Annotated in this window: 17 protein-coding genes; 11 read left to right on the forward strand and 6 right to left on the reverse strand. The window is 71.0% G+C overall.

The genetic code is table 11. The annotated features are described in order from the left end of the window. Positions 1–119 precede the first annotated feature (119 nt). The 6 genes from ABT063_RS00875 to ABT063_RS00900 all read left to right on the forward strand — a co-directional run bounded on the left by ABT063_RS00875 (position 120) and on the right by ABT063_RS00900 (position 6,406). Positions 120–1,340 (forward strand): SCO2321 family membrane protein, encoded by a 1,221-nt coding sequence (locus ABT063_RS00875; RefSeq protein ID WP_351054908.1) that lies wholly within the window; start codon positions 120–122, stop codon positions 1,338–1,340. Further along, positions 1,337–1,966 carry an SCO2322 family protein gene (locus ABT063_RS00880; RefSeq protein ID WP_502990726.1) on the forward strand — a complete coding sequence of 210 codons (630 nt, stop codon included), beginning with the start codon at positions 1,337–1,339 and terminating at the stop codon, positions 1,964–1,966. The genes ABT063_RS00875 and ABT063_RS00880 overlap by 4 nt, the downstream gene beginning before the upstream one ends. Further along, positions 1,956–3,101 carry an energy-coupling factor transporter transmembrane component T gene (locus tag ABT063_RS00885; RefSeq protein ID WP_351054909.1) on the forward strand — a complete coding sequence of 382 codons (1,146 nt, stop codon included), beginning with the start codon at positions 1,956–1,958 and terminating at the stop codon, positions 3,099–3,101. Before ABT063_RS00880 ends, ABT063_RS00885 begins: the two co-directional genes overlap by 11 nt. Continuing rightward, entirely contained in the window at positions 3,098–4,801 is a 1,704-nt protein-coding gene (locus ABT063_RS00890) for an ABC transporter ATP-binding protein (protein WP_351054910.1), read from the forward strand. Before ABT063_RS00885 ends, ABT063_RS00890 begins: the two co-directional genes overlap by 4 nt. Next, on the forward strand, positions 4,798–5,622 hold the full coding sequence (locus tag ABT063_RS00895) for an ECF transporter S component (protein WP_351054911.1): 825 nt from the start codon (positions 4,798–4,800) through the stop codon (positions 5,620–5,622). The genes ABT063_RS00890 and ABT063_RS00895 overlap by 4 nt, the downstream gene beginning before the upstream one ends. Positions 5,623–5,971: 349 nt before the next feature. Further along, positions 5,972–6,406 carry an aggregation-promoting factor C-terminal-like domain-containing protein gene (locus ABT063_RS00900; protein ID WP_351055225.1) on the forward strand — a complete coding sequence of 145 codons (435 nt, stop codon included), beginning with the start codon at positions 5,972–5,974 and terminating at the stop codon, positions 6,404–6,406. 107 nt (positions 6,407–6,513) lie between these two features. On the opposite strand, the gene ABT063_RS00905 is transcribed toward ABT063_RS00900, so the two are convergent. The 4 genes from ABT063_RS00905 to ABT063_RS00920 all read right to left on the reverse strand — a co-directional run bounded on the left by ABT063_RS00905 (position 6,514) and on the right by ABT063_RS00920 (position 11,103). Further along, positions 6,514–7,368, reverse strand: a complete 855-nt coding sequence (locus ABT063_RS00905; RefSeq protein ID WP_351054912.1) for a carbohydrate ABC transporter permease — start codon at positions 7,366–7,368, stop codon at positions 6,514–6,516. Between the two features lie 2 nt (positions 7,369–7,370). After that, positions 7,371–8,360, reverse strand: coding sequence for a carbohydrate ABC transporter permease (locus ABT063_RS00910; RefSeq protein ID WP_351054913.1), 990 nt, complete (start codon positions 8,358–8,360; stop codon positions 7,371–7,373). A 278-nt stretch (positions 8,361–8,638) separates the two neighbouring features. Further along, the gene (locus tag ABT063_RS00915) at positions 8,639–9,982 is read right to left on the reverse strand and encodes an ABC transporter substrate-binding protein (protein WP_351054914.1); all 1,344 of its coding nucleotides are present in this window, start codon (positions 9,980–9,982) and stop codon (positions 8,639–8,641) included. A 101-nt stretch (positions 9,983–10,083) separates the two neighbouring features. After that, on the reverse strand, positions 10,084–11,103 hold the full coding sequence (locus tag ABT063_RS00920) for a LacI family DNA-binding transcriptional regulator (protein ID WP_351054915.1): 1,020 nt from the start codon (positions 11,101–11,103) through the stop codon (positions 10,084–10,086). A 182-nt stretch (positions 11,104–11,285) separates the two neighbouring features. On the opposite strand from ABT063_RS00920, the gene ABT063_RS00925 reads away from it, so the two are divergent. From ABT063_RS00925 to ABT063_RS00935, 3 genes are all read left to right on the forward strand, one after another. Continuing rightward, positions 11,286–12,638: a glycoside hydrolase family protein gene (locus tag ABT063_RS00925; protein ID WP_351054916.1), complete on the forward strand. Its 1,353-nt coding sequence runs from the start codon at positions 11,286–11,288 to the stop codon at positions 12,636–12,638. Between the two features lie 42 nt (positions 12,639–12,680). Next, on the forward strand, positions 12,681–13,070 hold the full coding sequence (locus ABT063_RS00930; RefSeq protein ID WP_351054917.1) for a VOC family protein: 390 nt from the start codon (positions 12,681–12,683) through the stop codon (positions 13,068–13,070). A 91-nt stretch (positions 13,071–13,161) separates the two neighbouring features. Continuing rightward, positions 13,162–14,352: a serine hydrolase domain-containing protein gene (locus ABT063_RS00935; RefSeq protein ID WP_351054918.1), complete on the forward strand. Its 1,191-nt coding sequence runs from the start codon at positions 13,162–13,164 to the stop codon at positions 14,350–14,352. Positions 14,353–14,357: 5 nt separating this feature from the next. Here the strand turns inward: ABT063_RS00935 and ABT063_RS00940 are convergent, their stop codons facing one another. After that, positions 14,358–14,789 (reverse strand): ATP-binding protein, encoded by a 432-nt coding sequence (locus ABT063_RS00940; protein ID WP_502990727.1) that lies wholly within the window; start codon positions 14,787–14,789, stop codon positions 14,358–14,360. Between the two features lie 92 nt (positions 14,790–14,881). Here ABT063_RS00940 and ABT063_RS00945 point away from each other — a divergent pair, with 92 nt between their 5' ends. Together ABT063_RS00945 and ABT063_RS00950 are read left to right on the forward strand one after the other, a co-directional pair. Next, a complete protein-coding gene (locus tag ABT063_RS00945) occupies positions 14,882–15,730 on the forward strand; it encodes a helix-turn-helix domain-containing protein (RefSeq protein ID WP_351054919.1) in 849 nt (282 codons plus the stop codon). After that, positions 15,690–15,971 (forward strand): DUF397 domain-containing protein, encoded by a 282-nt coding sequence (locus ABT063_RS00950; RefSeq protein WP_351054920.1) that lies wholly within the window; start codon positions 15,690–15,692, stop codon positions 15,969–15,971. Before ABT063_RS00945 ends, ABT063_RS00950 begins: the two co-directional genes overlap by 41 nt. Here ABT063_RS00950 and ABT063_RS00955 read toward each other — a convergent pair. Continuing rightward, positions 15,955–17,124 (reverse strand): steroid 3-ketoacyl-CoA thiolase, encoded by a 1,170-nt coding sequence (locus ABT063_RS00955; protein ID WP_351054921.1) that lies wholly within the window; start codon positions 17,122–17,124, stop codon positions 15,955–15,957. The genes ABT063_RS00950 and ABT063_RS00955 overlap by 17 nt on opposite strands. Positions 17,125–17,259: the final 135 nt, after the last annotated feature.

The raw sequence follows: 17,259 nt of genomic DNA on the forward strand, positions 1-17,259 counted from the left end.
AACGGCTCACGCGCACCGGCAACCGGCCGGTGTGCGGCACCGTCGAGGTCTACGGAGCCGAGCCGCCCGGGGTGTCCCGTGCTGCCCGGCTCCCTCGCAGGGAGAGGCACCCGCCGATCATGAACGTCCGCCGCAGCGCCGCGGCCCTGGCCGCCGCCACCGCCGTGATCGGCGCCGCCGCCGCGCCCGCCGTCGCCACCGACCCGTCCCCGTCCGCGTCGCGGGCCTTCTCCTCCGCGCTGTACGGCAGCACGGACCCGACGTACGACGGTGTCTGGCGTCAGTCCCTCGCCCTGCTCGCCCAGCACACCGTCGGGGTGAAACCCCCGGCCGAGTCCGTGGACTGGCTGGCCGGGCAGCAGTGCGCGAACGGCGCCTTCGCGCCCTACCGCGCCGACCCCTCCAAGGCGTGCGGCGCCAAGCTCATGGCCGACACGAACAACACGGCCGCCGCCGTCCAGGCCCTCGCCGCGCTCGGCGGCCACGACGCCGCCGCCGACAAGGCCGTCGCCTGGCTGAAGTCCGTGCAGAACAAGGACGGCGGCTGGGGCTACGCGCCCGGCGGCGCCAGCGACACGAACTCGACCTCCGTCGTCATCGGCGCGCTGACCGCCGTAGGGGAGGAGCCGGCGGACGTGCGCAAGGGTGAGCAGACGCCGTACGACGCCCTGCGGAAGCTCGCCCTGCCGTGCGACGGGGACGGCGCGGGTGCCTTCGCCTTCCAGCCGGACAAGAAGGGCAAGTTGGCCGCCAACGCCGACGCCACGGCGGCTGGTGTCCTCGGCGCGCTCGGCAAGGGCCTGGTCGTGCGGCCGGCGTCCGGCAAGCAGACGGACGCCGCGGCCTGCTCCGACGCCGGCTACCCCGCCCCGCAGCAGGCCGCGGCCAACGGTGCCGCCTACCTCACGAAGGCCCTCGCCGAGGACGGTTACCTCAAGTCCGCCCTCCCCGGCTCCACCGACCAGCCCGACTACGGCAACACCGCGGACGCCGTCGTCGCGCTCGCCGCGCAGGGCCGGGCCGCGCAGGCCAAGGAGCCCCTGCGGTGGCTGGAGCAGAACTCCGCGACCTGGGCGGCGAAGAGCGGCCCCGCCGCCTACGCCCAGCTGATCTTCGCCGCCCACGCGACGGGCACGGACCCGCGCGACTTCGGCGGGGCGGACCTGGTGAAGCAGCTCAACGCGACGGGGCCCGCCCCCAAGACGGCGACCGACGACTCCGCCGCGGACACGGACGACTCCGACGGCAGCGACATCTGGTGGATGGTCGGCGCGGGCCTCGCCGCCGGCGCCGGCATCGGCTTCCTGATCAGCGGCCGCAACAAGAGGCGGAAGCCGTGATCCGCCGCCGTGCCGCCGCACTGCTGCTCCTGGTCCCGTTTCTCCTGGGGAGCGTGGGTCAGGCGCAGGCCGCCGGCTACCGCTACTGGTCCTTCTGGGAGCGCGACGGCAACCAGTGGACGTACGCGACGCAGGGCCCCTCGACCACCCGCCCTTCCGACGGCGACGTCCAGGGCTTCCGCTTCTCGGTGAGCGAGGACTCCGGCGACGCGACGAAGCCGCGCGGCACGGCGGACTTCACGACGATCTGCGCGAAGACGCCCGCGCGGGACGGCAGGAAGCGGGTGGCTCTGGTCATCGACTTCGGTACGGCAACGGACGCGCCGTCGGGCGCGACCCCACCGGCGGCCCGTACGGCGTGCGCGGCGATCGCCTCCGACGCGACGACGGCAGACGCGCTGGCTTCGGTCGCCAAGCCCCTCCGCTATGACGCCAACGCCCTGTTGTGCGCGATCGCGGGGTATCCGCGGACGGGGTGCGGGGAGCAGGTGCCGGCGGAGAGGAAGGATGCGGGCACGAAGGACGAAGACGGCTCGTCTCTGGGCCTGCTCGCAGGGGTGGCGGTCGTGGCAGTGCTGGGCGGGGCAGCGGTGTGGCAGGCAAGGCGGCGCAGGGATGCGCCGTAACGCCGACCGCGTCCGAGCCACGCCCGGCGCCCTTCCAGTGCCGGTGAGCGCGCCCACCCCAAGGCACCGGCCAAGGGCAACGACCCTGCACCCCGGCGCCTGGTGGCTCTGGTCCCTGAGCCTCGGCACCGCCGCCACCCGAACCACCAACCCCCTCCTCCTCACCCTCCTCATCACCACCTCCGCCTACGTCGTAGCCACCCACCGCCCCAACACCCCCACCGCCCGCTCCTACACCGCCTTCCTCAAACTCGCCCTGGCCGTCCTCCTCATCCGCCTCGCCTTCGCCGTGGTCCTCGGCTCCCCCATCCCCGGCACGCACGTGATAGCCACCCTCCCCGAAGTCCCCCTCCCCGGCTGGGCCCAAGGGATCCGCATCGGCGGCCGGGTCACCGCCGAAGGCCTCCTCTTCGCCCTCTACGACGGCCTGAAACTGGCCACGCTCCTCATCTGTGTAGGCGCCGCGAACGCCCTCGCGAACCCGTCCCGTCTCCTCAAGTCCCTCCCCGGAGCGCTCTACGAGATGGGCGTGGCCGTGGTCGTCGCCCTCACCTTCGCCCCCAACCTCATCGCCGACGTCCAACGCCTGCGCGCCGCCCGCCGCCTCCGCGGACGCCCCGACAAGGGCGTCCGCGGCCTCCTCCAGGTCGCTCTCCCGGTGCTGGAGGGCGCCCTCGAACGCTCCGTCGCCCTCGCCGCCGCGATGGACGCCCGCGGCTACGGCCGTACCGCCGACGTCCCCGCCCCCGTCCGCCGTACGACCGCCGCTCTCACGCTCGGCGGCCTGCTCGGCGTCTGCGCGGGAACGTACGGACTGCTGACCGCCGAGGGCGGCACGTACGGCCTCCCCGTCCTGCTCGCCGGACTCGCCGCCGCCCTCGCCGGACTGCACCTCGGCGGCCGCCGCTCCCCGCGCACCCGTTACCGCCCGGACCGCTGGGACGTCCGCGCCTGGCTGGTCACCGGTTCCGGCGTCGCGGTCGCCGTCCTGCTGACGCTCGCCTCCGTCCGCGACCCCGAGGCCCTGCACCCGGGCGTGGTCCCGCTCGTCGCCCCCACCCTCCCCCTGTGGCCCGCGGCGGCCGTACTCCTCGGCCTGCTGCCGACATTCATCGCCCCCAAGGAGCCGTCGTGATCCGCTTCGAGAACGTCTCCGTGACGTATGACGGCGACGGCGCCACCGAACCCACCGTCCAGGGCGTGGACTTCGAAGTCCCCGAAGGCGAACTCGTCCTCCTGGTCGGCCCGTCCGGCGTCGGCAAGTCCACCGTCCTCGGCGCGGTGAGCGGTCTCGTCCCGCACTTCACCGGCGGCACCCTGCGCGGCCGGGTCACGGTCGCCGGCCGGGACACGCGCACGCACAAGCCGCGCGAACTCGCCGACGTCGTGGGGACGGTCGGCCAGGACCCGCTCTCCCACTTCGTCACCGACACCGTCGAGGACGAACTCGCCTACGGCATGGAGTCCTTGGGCCTTCCTCCCGAGGTGATGCGGCGCCGCGTCGAGGAGACGCTCGACCTCCTGGGCCTCGCCGACCTGCGCGACCGCCCCATCGCCACGCTCTCCGGCGGCCAGCAGCAGCGGGTCGCGATCGGCTCGGTCCTCACCCCGCACCCGCGGGTCCTCGTCCTCGACGAGCCGACCTCCGCGCTGGACCCGGCGGCCGCGGAGGAGGTCCTCGCGGTCCTCCAGCGCCTCGTCCACGACCTCGGTACGACGGTCCTCCTGGCCGAACACCGCCTGGAACGCGTCATCCAGTACGCCGACCAGGTCGCCCTTCTGCCGTCGCCCGGGGCGGCTCCGGTCCTCGGCACCCCGGCCGAGATCATGGCCGTATCACAGGTGTACCCGCCGGTGGTGGGCCTGGGCCGCCTGGCGGACTGGTCCCCACTGCCCCTGACGGTCCGGGACGCGCGGCGCCGGGCGGGAGACCTGCGGGAGAGGCTGACCGGTCGGGAACGGCTGACCGGTCGAGAGGAAACGCACAGCGCACCGGCCGCCGCGCCGGCACTGCCCTCTCCCCGTCCGGCCCATGCCTCCCTCTGGCGTCTCCGCAAGAAGCCCGCAGCCGCCCCAACTCCCGCTTCCCCGGCCGAAGTCCGCTCCCTCGCCGTCCGCCGTGCCCGCGTCCAGGCCCTGCGGCACGTCGACCTCACCGTCTCCCCCGGCGAGACGATCGCCCTCATGGGCCGCAACGGCGCCGGCAAGTCCACGCTGCTCTCCGCGCTCGTCGGCCTGGTGGAACCCTCCGCCGGATCGGTCCGGGTCGGCGGAGCGGTACCGCACCGCACGTCCCCGCGTGACCTCGTACGCCGCGTGGGTCTCGTCCCCCAGGAGCCGCGGGACCTGCTGTACGCCGACACGGTCGCCGCCGAGTGCGCGGCGGCCGACCGGGACGCGGGGGCCGAACCCGGCACGTGCCGGGCCCTGGTCCGCGGCCTCCTCCCCGGCATCACCGACGACACCCACCCCCGCGACCTCTCCGAGGGCCAGCGCCTCGCGCTCGCCCTGGCTGTCGTCCTGACGGCCCGCCCTCCCCTCCTGCTCCTCGACGAGCCGACCCGGGGCCTGGACTACGCGGCGAAGGCCCGCCTGGTCGCCGTCCTGCGTGACCTGGCGGCCGAGGGGCACGCGATCGTGCTGGCCACGCACGACGTCGAGCTGGCCGCCGAACTCGCCCACCGCGTGGTCCTGCTGGCCGACGGAGAGGTGATCGCCGACGGTCCGACGGCGGACGTCGTGGTCGCCTCCCCGTCCTTCGCCCCGCAGGTCACCAAGATCCTGGCGCCGCAGCAGTGGCTGACGGTGGCACAGGTACGGGAGGCGCTCGCATGACAACCGTTCCCCAGGCGCGTGCCGTCCGCCTGGGCCCCCGCTCCGTAGCCGCGCTCGTCCTGGTGAGCGCGGTGGGCGTGGCCGCCCTGGGGTGGCCGTTCCTCGCCCCGCCCGCCTCCCAGGTCAGCGCGCACGCGCAGGACGCCCCCTGGCTCTTCGCGGGCCTGCTGGTCCTCCTGGTGGCGGTCGTGGCCGCGACGATCTCCGAATCCGGCCTCGGCCCGAAGGCGGTGGCGATGGTCGGCGTGCTGGCGGCCACCGGTGCCGCCCTGCGCCCCATCGGTGCCGGGACCGCCGGCATCGAGCCCATGTTCTTCCTGATGGTGTTGAGCGGACGGGTCCTCGGCCCCGGCTTCGGCTTCGTGCTCGGCTCGGTCACGATGTTCGCGTCGGCGCTGCTCACGGGCGGGGTGGGTCCGTGGATGCCGTTCCAGATGCTGGCGATGGGCTGGTTCACGATGGGCGCGGGCCTGCTGCCGGGCCCGGACCGCCTGCGCGGCCGGGGTGAGCTGGGGCTGCTGGCCGCGTACGGCTTTCTGGCGGCCTTCGCCTACGGCACGGTGATGAACCTGGCGGGCTGGCCCTTCATGGGCACACTCGCCTCGAACATCGCCTTCGACCCGGAGGCGTCACCCCTCGCCAACCTGGCCCGCTTCTTCCTCTACTGCCTGGCCACCTCACTCGGCTGGGACCTGGGCCGGGCCCTCGTGACCGTCGTCCTGACCTTCTTCCTCGGCCCGCCGCTCCTCCGGGCGCTGCGCCGGGCCACTCGCCGGGCGGCCTTCGAGACGCCGGTCACTTTTGACGCCCCCCGTGCGTGAGACACCGTGCGCCGGCTGTTGCACAACCGCGCTTCAACGGTGAACCACCCCACATGACCCACGTCACCTACGAGGCAGGTTCGTAGCCGCACAGCCCTGACATGTACGCGGACCCACCCCCTCTGACCTGCACTTTGAGAGCCAGATCACACGGGGCACCTTTCCCTCGGATGCGACCACAACTAGTAAAACCGGTCATTGCGGACGCCTGCCGAGCCTGCTTCTCTGGATGACGTCGCACGGCGCCGACGTGCCCTCAGGGCCGCGGCGCCATCGCATGCCCTCCCCGCCACGCACCGCGTGGTTCCGGCATGCCGCGCACACCCTGCCCCCGAAGAAAAGGTTCTCCGTGCCCGTCTCCCGCATCGTTCGTCGCATCGCCGCCCCGCTCGCCTCCCCGAAGAAGGCCCTCACCACCGCCGCCGTGGCCGCCGCCACCGCCGGCATCGCCCTGACCGCGGCCCCCGCCCAGGCGGCCACCACGGTCTCCTCGGCCACAGAGGCGAAGGCGATCGCGCACAAACTGATCCCGGACACCGCGCAGTACAAGGCCTTCAGCAACATCGTCGAGCACGAGAGCGGCTGGGACGTGGACGCCCAGAACGCCTCCTCCGGCGCCTACGGCCTGGTCCAGGCCCTGCCCGGCTCCAAGATGGCCGCGGCCGGCTCCGACTGGAAGACCAATGCCGAGACCCAGATCAAGTGGGGCCTCGACTACATGAAGTCCCGCTACGGCAGCCCGACCGGCGCCTGGGCGTTCTGGCAGGCCAACGGCTGGTACTGAGCGCGCGCCTTGACGGCGACCGCTCCCAGCCCCCTTGACGCGAAGGCGGCGGCCCCCGATCCCCGGGGCCGCCGCCTTCGCCGTAGGTCCTCCAGCCCTTCAGCCCTTCAGCCCTTGACGGCCGAGCTGGCGACGCCCTGGACGAACCATCGCTGGAAGAACGCGAACACGATCAGTACGGGCAGGACCAGCAGAACGCCGAAGGCGAGGATCTGTCCCCAGTCCGGGGGCTGTTGGCCCTGGAAGACGCTCATCTCCAGCGGCAGCGGGCGGACCGACGGATCGGACACCATCAGCACCGGCCACAGGAACGAGCCCCACTGGATGAGAAAGGTCAGGATCGCGACCGAGGCGAAGGCCGGCTTCGACATGGGGACGATGATCGCGAAGAAGGTGCGCCAGGGACCTGCGCCGTCGATCCGGGCCGCTTCCTCGATGCTCGGCGGGATCGTGCGGAAGAAGGTGTGGAACTGGTACACCGAGAAGGCGTTGGCGATGAACGGGAGCGCCAGGATGTAGAGGGTGTTGCGCTGGTCGTTGAACATGTAGAAGAGCGGCACGGCCACCGACTCGAACGGGACCAGCATCAGCAGCAGGACGAGCGTGAAGACGGCGTTCCGGCCGCGCCACTTCAGCCGGGACAGCCCGTAGGCCGCCATGGAGTTGACGAACAGGCCGCCGGTGACGACCACGAACGCCAGCAGCAGCGAGACGCCCATGAAGCGCCAGAAGTAGCCGGTGCTGTCGGAGTTGAGGCTGTCGAGGACGGCTGTGTAGTTGTCGAAGGACAGGTGGGTGGGCAGGAAGCCGGACAGGCCGTTCAGCACTTCGCCCGACGGCTTGAGGCTGCCGAGGAACAGATAGAGGACGGGCAGCGCGAAGATGAACGCCAGCACGGACAGGACGGCGTAGTCGAGGAAGCGGCGCAGAGGCGTGCGGGTGAGGCCCGGGTTCGTGCTCATGGTCAGTCCTCGTTGTCGGGCCGGACGACGCGGCGCTGGATGAGGGTCAGGGCAACGACGATCAGGAAGAAGACGACGGTGATCGCGGATGCCTGGCCGACGTTGTTCTGGTCGAAGGCGGTGGTGACGGCCTGGTACATCACGGTGCGGGTGGCGTCCTCGTTGAGGCCGCCGCCGTCGATGAGGACATAGACCTGGTCGAAGACCCGGAAGGACAGCACCGAGGTGAGCATGGCGACGAAGACGAGGGTGCCGCGGATGCCGGGCAGGGTGACGTGGCGGAACTGCTGCCAGCGCGAGGCGCGGTCGAGCTGGGCGGCCTCGTAGAGCTCGCCCGGTATCTGCTGGAGGCCGGCGAGCAGGATGACCATCTGGAAGCCGACGCCCTGCCAGATGGACAGCACGATGATCGAGGCCATGGCGGTGGCGGAGTCGCCGAGCCAGTCGAAGGCGCCCCAGTTGCCGAAACTCACCGCGTCCAGCGCCGAGTTGAGCATGCCCTGGTCGCTGCGGGCGAGGATGAGCCGCCAGATCACGGCGACCAGCGCCATCGGGAAGACGACCGGCATGAAGAAGAAGGACCGGAACAGGCCGATCGCCTTGAGCTTGCGGTTGAGCAGGATCGCCAGCCCGAGCGCCAGCGCCGTCTGCACCGGTACGACGACCACGGCGAAGGTCAGGTTGTTCAGCAGCGCCCGCAGGAACGGGCCGGACAGGTCGGGGTCGGTGAACAGCCGCCGGTACTGCTCCAGGCCGAAGAAGGTGGGCTCCAGCGGGGAGCCGAGGCGGACGTTGTAGAAGGAGAGGACGACGGCGTAGCCGAACGGGATGCCGACGAAGGCGATGAGTCCGGCGACGGCGGGCGTGGACATGAGCAGTCCGTGCAACCAGTCGCGGTTCTTGCGCACAGGGCGCGCGGGCTTGGCCGGTATCACGGGTGGGGCGTGTTCCGGGCCGGGGGGCGCGGCGAGCGCGGGTTCCATGGAATACATCCTGTTCTTGCGGGGAAGCCGGGGCGTTCACTCCTGAGAGGGAACCGCGTCCCTTTGCCATCGGGCCGCGTCCCAGCGTGGGGCCCTGTCGACGGTCCCGCACCACGCTGGTGGTGGATGCGACCCGTGGCCGTCCCGTCGCAGGGGGCAGCCGGGAGCGCGACGAGGTGTGAACGGACTGAGTCTCGGGCTCGGGCTGTTCACGGCCGAGGAGTTGACGGATGGGTCCTCTTCCCGGCAGGGGCGGGCGCGGCACGAGCCCGCCCCTGGCCGATGTCCTACGGGATCTCGTAGCCGGCGTTGTCGGAGAAGTCCTGGTCGATGGAGCGGGCGGCCTTGGACAGGGCGTCCTTGGAGTCGGCGCCGCCGTAGACGGAGTTGAGGGCCTCGCTGAACTTCGCGGTGACGGTGGGGTATCCGGCGGTCACCGGGCGGGTGACCGCGACGCAGGACTTGTTGATGTCGCTGTCACCGCAGGGCTTGGCGAGCTGGTCGGTGAAGAGCTGGAGCGGGCCGCCCTGCTTGTACAGGGGACTCGCGGCGAGCGCGCTCTTGGTGGCGGGCGGGGCGCCGTTGGCGGTCGTCATGGCGGTGACGTTGGTGTCGTTGAGCAGGTAGTCGAGGAAGGCGCCGGCGGCCTTGGCGTTCTTGCTGTCGGCGCCGATGCCCCAGGCCCAGGAGCCCTGGCCGGTCTTGGGGCCGTTGCCGAAGTCGGGCAGCGGCAGGACGACGAGGTCGTCGCCGAGGGCCTTGCTGTAGGTGGGGTACATCCAGTGGCCGACCCAGCTCAGGGCGACGCGGCCGTTGGCGAAGGCGTTGCCGTCGGTGTTGGGGTCGACGTACGTCTTCCAGGACTGGAAGGTCTTCAGCGCCGAGACCACGGCCGGGGTGTCGAGGGCGCCTTCCGCCTTGCCGTCCTTGAGGAGCGAGCCGCCGGCCGACCAGACGATGGGGGCGAAGCCGTAGGTGCCCCACTCGGTGGCGAGCCCGTTGTTCTCCTGGACGTCGAGGGTCTTGCCGTCGGAGTCCTTGGCCTTCAGGGCCTTGAGCGCGGCGGTGAACTCGTCGGCCGTCCAGTCGTCGGCCAGGCCGGTCGGGTACTTCACGCCGGCCGCGTCCAGCAGCTTCTTGTTGCCGTAGATGCCGAGCCCGGAGTCGTACATGCCGAGGCCGTAGTGCTTGCCGTCGATCTCGCCCTGGGACTTGCTCGCGTCCGTGGCGTTGGCCATGGTCTTGGAGGAGACGTAGTCGTCGATCGGGGCGAGCTTCTTGTTGTAGACGAAGTTCGCCATGGTCGGGCCGTCGAACTCCATCACGTCCGGCAGCTCGGAGGCGTCGGTGGCGGTGATGGTCTTGGTGTAGTCGTTGCCGGGTATCAGCTTCAGCTCGACCTTGATGTCACTCTGCGAGGAGTTGAAGGACTTCACCGCGGCCTGCACCGCGGCGTCCTCGCTCTTCTGCCCCTGGTGGGCCCAGACGCTGATGGTGCCCTTGCCGCTGCCGGCCTCCGCGGCGGCGTCGGTGCCGCCGCCCCCGCCGCAGGCGGCCAGTGCCGCCAGGGGCAGGGCGAGCGCCAGTCCCGTACTGGCTGTGCGGCGGAGCCTTCTGTTGGTCGAGCTCATGTCTGTGCCTCCGTGCTGTGGCGAGGGTTCGTGGTGCGGGAGTGCTGTGGGGGCGTGGGACTCGAAGTGGTTGGGTTGTTGCTGCGGGAGGTGGTGCGGGTTTACTGCGGCCCGCGCGGACTGGGCGGGGCGGTGGTCTCGCGCAGGACGAGGCGGATGGGCATCTGTACCTGCTCCGGCTGTTCCGCGTCCGGCTCGTCCAGTTGCCGCAGCAGCAGCCGGGCGGCCTCGGCGCCCTGGCCGGCGACGGGCTGGGCGACGGTGGTCAGGCCGACCACGTCGGCGAGTTCGTGGTCGTCGAAACCGACGACGGACACATCGTCCGGGACCCTCAGCCGGTGCCTGCGCAGGGCGCGCAGGGCACCCATCGCCATCTCGTCGGACTGCGCGAACACGGCGGTCGGCGGGCGGGAGGCGGCCAGCAGCTCCGTCATGGCGCGCTCGCCGCCCTCGACGGTGTAGTCGCCGTCCGCCTCCAGGGCCGGGTCGGGCTCGATCCCGGCGTCGGCCAGCACGTCCAGGTACGCCTGGCGCCGGTCGATGGGGGTGGTCCAGTGCAGCGGCCCGCTGGACCCGCTGATCATGCCGATCCGGCGGTGGCCGAGGTTCACCAGATGCCGTACGGCGCTCTCGGTGCCGGCCCGGTCGTCGATGCCGACGACGCTGAAGCCGGGCCGGGTGCCGCCGACCGTGGTGGCCAGCGGCACGCCCAGGGAGCGCAGTGCGGCGGACTCCTCCTCGTCGGGGATGAGCAGCGACAGCACCGCGTCGACCCGCTTGCGGACCGGCAGCCTGGTGAAGAAACGCTTGCGTGTCTCCGGCGAGCCCAGGTTGTACAGCAGGACGTCGTACCCGGCGGCGCTGAACTCCTTCTCGGCGGCGTCCAGCACGGTGCCGAAGAACCAGCGGCCCACGTACGGGACCAGAACACCGATGGTGTAGGTCCGGCCGCTGGCCAGGCTGGAGGCGGAGCGGGAGGCGGTGTAGCCGAGCCGGTCGGCGACGGCCTTGATCTGGCCCCGCACCTCGTCGGACACGCCCGGCCGGCCGCGCAGGGCGCGGGACACGGTGGACGCGGAGACGCCGGCGGCGCGGGCGACGTCGTTGATGCTGGCCGTCACGGCGCTGTTCCTCCCGTTGGTTTCACGTCGGTGTGATCTGTGGGTGACGTGACCGTAAACCCGGCCCACTTGTTGCGCAAGCGTTTGCGTTCAGATTTACTTGGGCCGATTCTCAAGTGAGACCGTTTTGGATCGATGGTCAGCGCACGCGTTTGGGCGCTGTGAGCCGACAGGAACTGCGCATGCGATACGCCCCGCCCGGCCTCTGCGTGAACGACTTCGCCCTCCTGCGCGACGAGGACGGCACGTACGCGGTGCTGCACCTACAGGGGCCCTGGACGGCCGAGTTCGACCATCTGCGGATGGAGACCTCTTTCGGCCGGGCCACCTCCACCGACCTGGTCGACTGGCAGCCACAGGGCCCCGTCTTCGGGACCGGGTTGCCCGGCCGTTTCGACCAGCAGGCGGTGTGGACCATGCACCCCGTCCGGCACGGCGGCGGAATGGCGATGTTCTACACCGGCGTGAGCGGGCTGACGCCGGGCGGCTGGCCGCTCCAGTCCGTCGGCCTCGCCCACTCCGACCGCACCGACGGAACCGGCTGGCGGCGGCACGGCACCGGACCGGTCGTCGAGGCGGACCCGCGCTGGTACCGCACCGGTGAACGCATGGGCTGGCGCGACCCGTTCGTCGTACGCGACGACGAGTCGGACGGCTGGGTCATGGTCGTCTGCGCCAGCGACGCCTCCCTCCCGGTCGAGGTCAGCGGCTGCGTCGCCCTGGCCACCTCCGACGACCTGGAGCACTGGACCGTCCACCCACCACTCATCTCCCCCGGCGACGTCGACGAGTTGGAGTGCCCGGTCCTGGAACGCCTCGACGACGGCGGCTGGTTGCTGCTCGGCTCCATCGGGGGCACCCGGGGTTTCGAGGCGTGGACCGCCCCTCGGTTGCGCGGTCCCTGGACGCGCCGCGGTCCTCTCGGGCCCACCGGGTCCTACGCTCCACGGGTCATCCCCGCCCCCGACGGCTCCCGCGTCGTCCTGCACACCACGCCCCGCCAGGTCGGGCTCACCGACACCGGGGAGCGCTGCCGCGGCATGCTCGCCCAGCCCAAGTCCCTTGTCGTGCGAGGTGATTCCGCGCCCCGCCTGGAATGGTGGTCCGGCCTGGACGCCTGGCTCGCCGAGGAGACGGACCGACCCGGCCCGCACGCGGTCGGCGACATCGGCATCACCGGGCCCGTCGAGATCACCCTGCGCACCGACACCCCGAACGGCGGCCGATCCGCCCTCGCCGTGGGCTGCGACGGCAAGAAGCTCTGGGTCACCGGCCCCGACGGCACCCGCCTCGGCGAGACCACCCTCACCGAGCCCGCCGCCACCCTGCGCATCCTCACCATCGGCGAATACGTCGAGGTCTACGCCGACAACGTCTTCGCCCTCACGACCCTGTGCTACTCCGGCCACGCCACCCCGTGGACGGCCGTCACCGACGGACGCGAACACACCGTCCCGGTCCGCCCGATCCGGCTGCCCGACCCCCACCGCGACGACGCCTCGGCCGTCTGGCCCGGACAGAAGGCCGAAGGTTAGGGTCCATTCCCACCGGCAGATGACATGCCTACCGTGTGGCCCATGGCGACGATCCGGCAGATCTCGTTGGGTGTGGACGACGACAAGCGGGCGGGGGAGTTCTGGCGCCGGGCGCTGGGATACGTGCGGCGGCCGCCGCGGTTCGAGGGGGATGACTGGATCGTCCTCGAACCGCGGCCGGGCGAGCCCGGTGTCGCCATCGCCATGGACGTGAGCGGGAGTCCCGTTGAGGACTTTCCGCGGATCCACTTCGATCTGGACGCGGGGGATCGCGATCTGGATGAGGAAGTGGGCCGTCTCGTGGCGCTCGGGGCGCGGCACGTGGACTGGCCGCACTATCCCGAGACCCTGCCGCCCGGTGGCCGGCCGTACGTCGTGCTGGCCGACCCGGAAGGCAACCGGTTCTGCGTCGAGGGGCGGCGGCGCCGTTGAACACCTGAGTCGCGTCCCCGGGTTCGATCAGGGGGCGTGTGGGGGACATCCCGGATGACCTGGGTGTGGCCTCGTCGGCAGCATGAGTCACATGACATCTCAGGCATCTCGGCGGCTTTCCCGGCGGTCGCTGGTTCGTGGTTCCGTGGCGGCGGGTGCGGTGCTGGTCGCGGCAGGCGGTACGGCGTCCCGTGCGGCGGCGGACGCCGCCAGGCCCAGCGGATCCATCGACTCACCTGACGGCCCGCTGTTGGACACCCGCGCCTTACGCGCCGCCATCTCCGGCCTCTCCCACCCGCCGTCCACCTCCGCCCAACTGCACGCCGCCCACGGCGCGGAGCACTGGTACGGAACCGAAGGCGTCGCCGACCTCACCACCGGGCGTGCCCCGCGCCCCGACGACAAGTTCCGCGCGGGCAGCGTCACCAAGGTGTTCGTCGCGACGGTCATCCTTCAGCTGTGGACCGAGCGGCGGCTGGAGCTCGGCGCTCCCCTCGGGCGGTATCTTCCGGGGTTGCTCCCGGCCGACTTCGCCCGCATCACCGTCGCCCAACTCCTCAACCACACCAGCGGACTGCCGGACCACCGGGGCATCCCGGACATGAGCACCCCGGAGGCGGCCCTGCGGCACCGGTTCGACCAGTGGACCCCGCCGGAGTGGGTGCGCACGGTGACGCACGACCCGCTGAAGTTCCGTCCGGGCACCAAGCAGGAGTACCGGGGCATCAACTACGTACTGCTCGCCCTGATCATCGAGAAGGTCACCGGAGAGCGCTACGGCGACGCGATCGCCGCCCGCCTCCTGCGCCCCCTGGGCCTGACCCGCACCCTGTTCCCCGGTGACGACCCCCGACTGCACGGGCCGCACGTGCACGGCTACCTGCGGATGACCGACGGATCGCTGCGCGACGCGACCGTCTACAACCCCTCCAGCACCTGGGGCGAGGGCGAGCTCGTCTCCACCGTCGACGATCTCGTCTGCTTCCAACAAGCCCTGTTCTCCGGCGCCTTGCTGCTGCCCCGGGCAATGAACAAGCTCTTCACCCTCCCCCCGTCCGACGTCCGCATGCTCGACGGCAGCCCCGCCCGCTACAGCATGGGCCTCCAAACGGGCACGGTGAACGGCGTGACGTTCTGGGGAAAGACCGGCGAGGTGTACGGCTACCGCACCCGCGTGTTGTCCACCCGCGACCAGCGCCTGAACTTCGTCCTCACCTACACCCCGACGCCCCTGAACACGGACGAGGACATCACCAACCGGGTCATAGCCGCCCTCACCTAGCCCAGTCACTCTCCGGACCTCAGGCACTCGAACCACACCGTCTTGCCACCTCCCGATCTCGGCTCCACCCCCCACTTGTCGGCCACCGCGTCGAGCAGCACGAGCCCGCGCCCGCCCTCCGCCTCCGTCGACAACTCGGCCGACAGGCAGGGCAGTTCGCGGGACCCGTCGGCCACCTCCACCCGAACCCCCTCCCCCGCCCCGAGCCGCAGCACCACCAGCACACAGCGCCGGTCGGGGACATGCCGTACGACGTTCGCGACCAGCTCGGTCATGCCCAGTTCCACGGCGGCGGACAGCTGCGGCAACCGCCACTCACCGAGCAGCGAGCGGACGATACGGCGGATGTGGCCGGCGGAGTGTTCGCCCACGGTGAGGCTCATCCGGTACTGGACAGGGGTGGGGCCCCAATGCGTGGGGGGAATGTATGCGTTCACGAGACGAGCGTGACCTCGTGTAACTACGCTGGGCTACCGAACAGACACAACTGGTTCAGCAGTGGACCGAGTTGCCCGAGAGGGGGCCTCGCGTGACCAACATCAACGCTCTCGATCCCGGCGCCTCGCCGCTCGATTACTACGGCTTCGAGCTGCGGCGACATCGGGAAGCCGCCGGGCTGACACAACGGCAGCTCGGGGACATCGTCAACTACACCGGCTCGATGGTCGGTCAGATCGAGACAGCGCGGAAGCTGCCGACGCCCGCGTTCAGCCAACGGGTGGACGCCGCGCTGGGGACCGGAGGGTTGCTCTTCCGACTCGTCGATCTCGTGATGCGGAGTCAACTTCCGGCCTGGTTTCAGCAAGTGGCCGAGTTGCAGGCGAGGGCCACTGAGATCTACTCCTTCGAGACGCACATGATCCACGGCCTCCTCCAGACCAAAGAGTACGCGCGTGCCGTCCTCGGGGCGCTGGATCAGACCAACCTCGACGACCGCACCGCCGTACGGCTGGCCCGCCAGAGCATCTTCGAGAAGGAGGAGCCACCGGTCTTCTGGGCCGTCCTCAGCGAGGCCGCGCTGCGTCAGGAGATCGGTGGCTGGGAGGTCATGCGAGGCCAACTGGCCCACCTGTTGACCTTCGAGGACAATCCCAGGATCAACATCCAGGTACTGCCGTTCTCGGCCGGAGCCCATGCGGGACTGACAGGCTCGTTCGACCTCTACCATTTCGCGAGCGATCCGACCATCGTCTACACGGAGGGGTACGGAAGCGCGCATCCGACGGCCAACCCGGACACCGTCAAGGACTGCTCACTCCGTTACGATCATCTCCAAGCCGCCGCGCTCTCCCTCAGGGAATCGGCGGAGCTGATCCGGCGCGTGATGGAGGAACGCTATGGAGAACAACGCGATTCTGACGGGGATCCAGTGGCGTAAGTCCAGCTACAGCAGCGACCAAGGCGGCAACTGCATCGAATGCGCACCACTCGGCCCACTGACCTGGCGCAAGTCGTCGTACAGCGGCGACCAGGGCGGCAGTTGCGTGGAGATCGCCGAAGCCCCCACCTCCACCATCGCCATCCGCGACTCGAAGAACCCGGCGGGACCGATCCTCACCCTCGACCCCGCCGCGTTCACCACCTTCGTCACGTGGACGACGACTACAGCCGCTGAATGATCGTCCCGGTGGCCAAGCCGCCACCGGCGCACATCGTCACCAGCGCGAACTCCTTGTCCGCGCGCTCCAGTTCATGCAAAGCGGTCGTGATGAGCCGGGCCCCCGTCGCTCCGACGGGGTGCCCGAGCGCGATCGCGCCCCCGTTCACATTCACCTTCGCCAGGTCCTGCTCGAAGACCTGCGCCCAGCTCAACACCACCGACGCGAACGCCTCGTTGATCTCGACGATGTCGATGTCCTTCAGGGACATGCCCGCCTTGCCGAGCACGGCGCGCGTCGCGTCGATCGGCCCGTCGAGGTGGAAGTGCGGGTCGGCGCCGACCAGCGCTTGAGCGACGATCCGCGCCCGGGGCCGCAGCTTCAGGGCACGGGCCATCCGTTTCGAGGCCCACATGATCGCTGCCGCGCCGTCGCTGATCTGCGACGAGTTGCCCGCCGTATGAACGGCCGTGGGCATGATCGGCTTCAACCTCGCCAGCGCTTCCATCGACGTGTCGCGCAGCCCCTCGTCCCGCTCCACCGACCGCCACATGCCCTGCCCGGCCCGCTGCTCCTCCTCCGTGGTCGGCACCTGGACGGCGAACGTCTCCCGCTTGAACCGCTCCTCGGACCAGGCGACGCCGGCCCGCTCCTGGGAAACCAACCCCAGCGAGTCGACGTTCTCCCGGGTCAGCCCCCGATGCCTCGCGATCCGCTCCGCCGCCTCGAACTGATTCGGCAGGTCCACATTCCACTCATCGGGGAACGGCTTCCCCGGACCGTGCTTCGACCCCGACCCGAGCGGCACCCGCGACATCGCCTCGACGCCGCACGAGATCCCCACGTCGATGACGCCCGCCGCGACCATGTTGGCGACCATGTGGGAGGCCTGCTGCGAGGAGCCGCACTGGGCGTCGACCGTCGTCGCGGCCGTCTCGTACGGCAGCCCGACCGCCAGCCAGGCGGTGCGCGCGGGGTTCATGGACTGTTCGCCGGCGTGGGTGACCGTGCCGCCGACGATCTGTTCGACGCAGTCGGCGGGGATGCCGGTGCGGCCGAGGAGTTCTCGGTAGGTCTCGCCCAGGAGATAGGCGGGGTGCAGGTTGGCGAGCGCGCCGCCGCGCTTGCCGATGGGGGTGCGTACGGCTTCGACGATCACGGGTTCCGCGGCCATGGGGAGTTCCTCTCCTCCGGTACCCGCGCGGCGCGGGGGCGTCCCGGCCCGGCCCGCCACGCGGAACTAGTACATGTTCTAGTTCCACCAGCAGTCTGCTGACCCGTCGCCCCCCACCGCAAGGGGCATGCAGTC

Origin of the sequence: Streptomyces sp. NPDC002838 (assembly GCF_040295365.1) — a bacterium.
Taxonomy (GTDB): Bacteria; Actinomycetota; Actinomycetes; order Streptomycetales; family Streptomycetaceae; genus Streptomyces.

Coding starts and splice junctions, on each gene's coding strand:
- ABT063_RS00930 (WP_351054917.1), top strand. CDS start 12,681: ATGGCGACGATCCGGCAGATCTCGTTGGGTGTGGACGACGACAAGCGG.
- ABT063_RS00885 (WP_351054909.1), top strand. CDS start 1,956: ATGCGCCGTAACGCCGACCGCGTCCGAGCCACGCCCGGCGCCCTTCCA.
- ABT063_RS00910 (WP_351054913.1), bottom strand. CDS start 8,360: ATGTATTCCATGGAACCCGCGCTCGCCGCGCCCCCCGGCCCGGAACAC.
- ABT063_RS00950 (WP_351054920.1), top strand. CDS start 15,690: ATGGAGAACAACGCGATTCTGACGGGGATCCAGTGGCGTAAGTCCAGC.
- ABT063_RS00875 (WP_351054908.1), top strand. CDS start 120: ATGAACGTCCGCCGCAGCGCCGCGGCCCTGGCCGCCGCCACCGCCGTG.
- ABT063_RS00925 (WP_351054916.1), top strand. CDS start 11,286: ATGCGATACGCCCCGCCCGGCCTCTGCGTGAACGACTTCGCCCTCCTG.
- ABT063_RS00895 (WP_351054911.1), top strand. CDS start 4,798: ATGACAACCGTTCCCCAGGCGCGTGCCGTCCGCCTGGGCCCCCGCTCC.
- ABT063_RS00915 (WP_351054914.1), bottom strand. CDS start 9,982: ATGAGCTCGACCAACAGAAGGCTCCGCCGCACAGCCAGTACGGGACTG.
- ABT063_RS00955 (WP_351054921.1), bottom strand. CDS start 17,124: ATGGCCGCGGAACCCGTGATCGTCGAAGCCGTACGCACCCCCATCGGC.
- ABT063_RS00935 (WP_351054918.1), top strand. CDS start 13,162: ATGACATCTCAGGCATCTCGGCGGCTTTCCCGGCGGTCGCTGGTTCGT.
- ABT063_RS00905 (WP_351054912.1), bottom strand. CDS start 7,368: ATGAGCACGAACCCGGGCCTCACCCGCACGCCTCTGCGCCGCTTCCTC.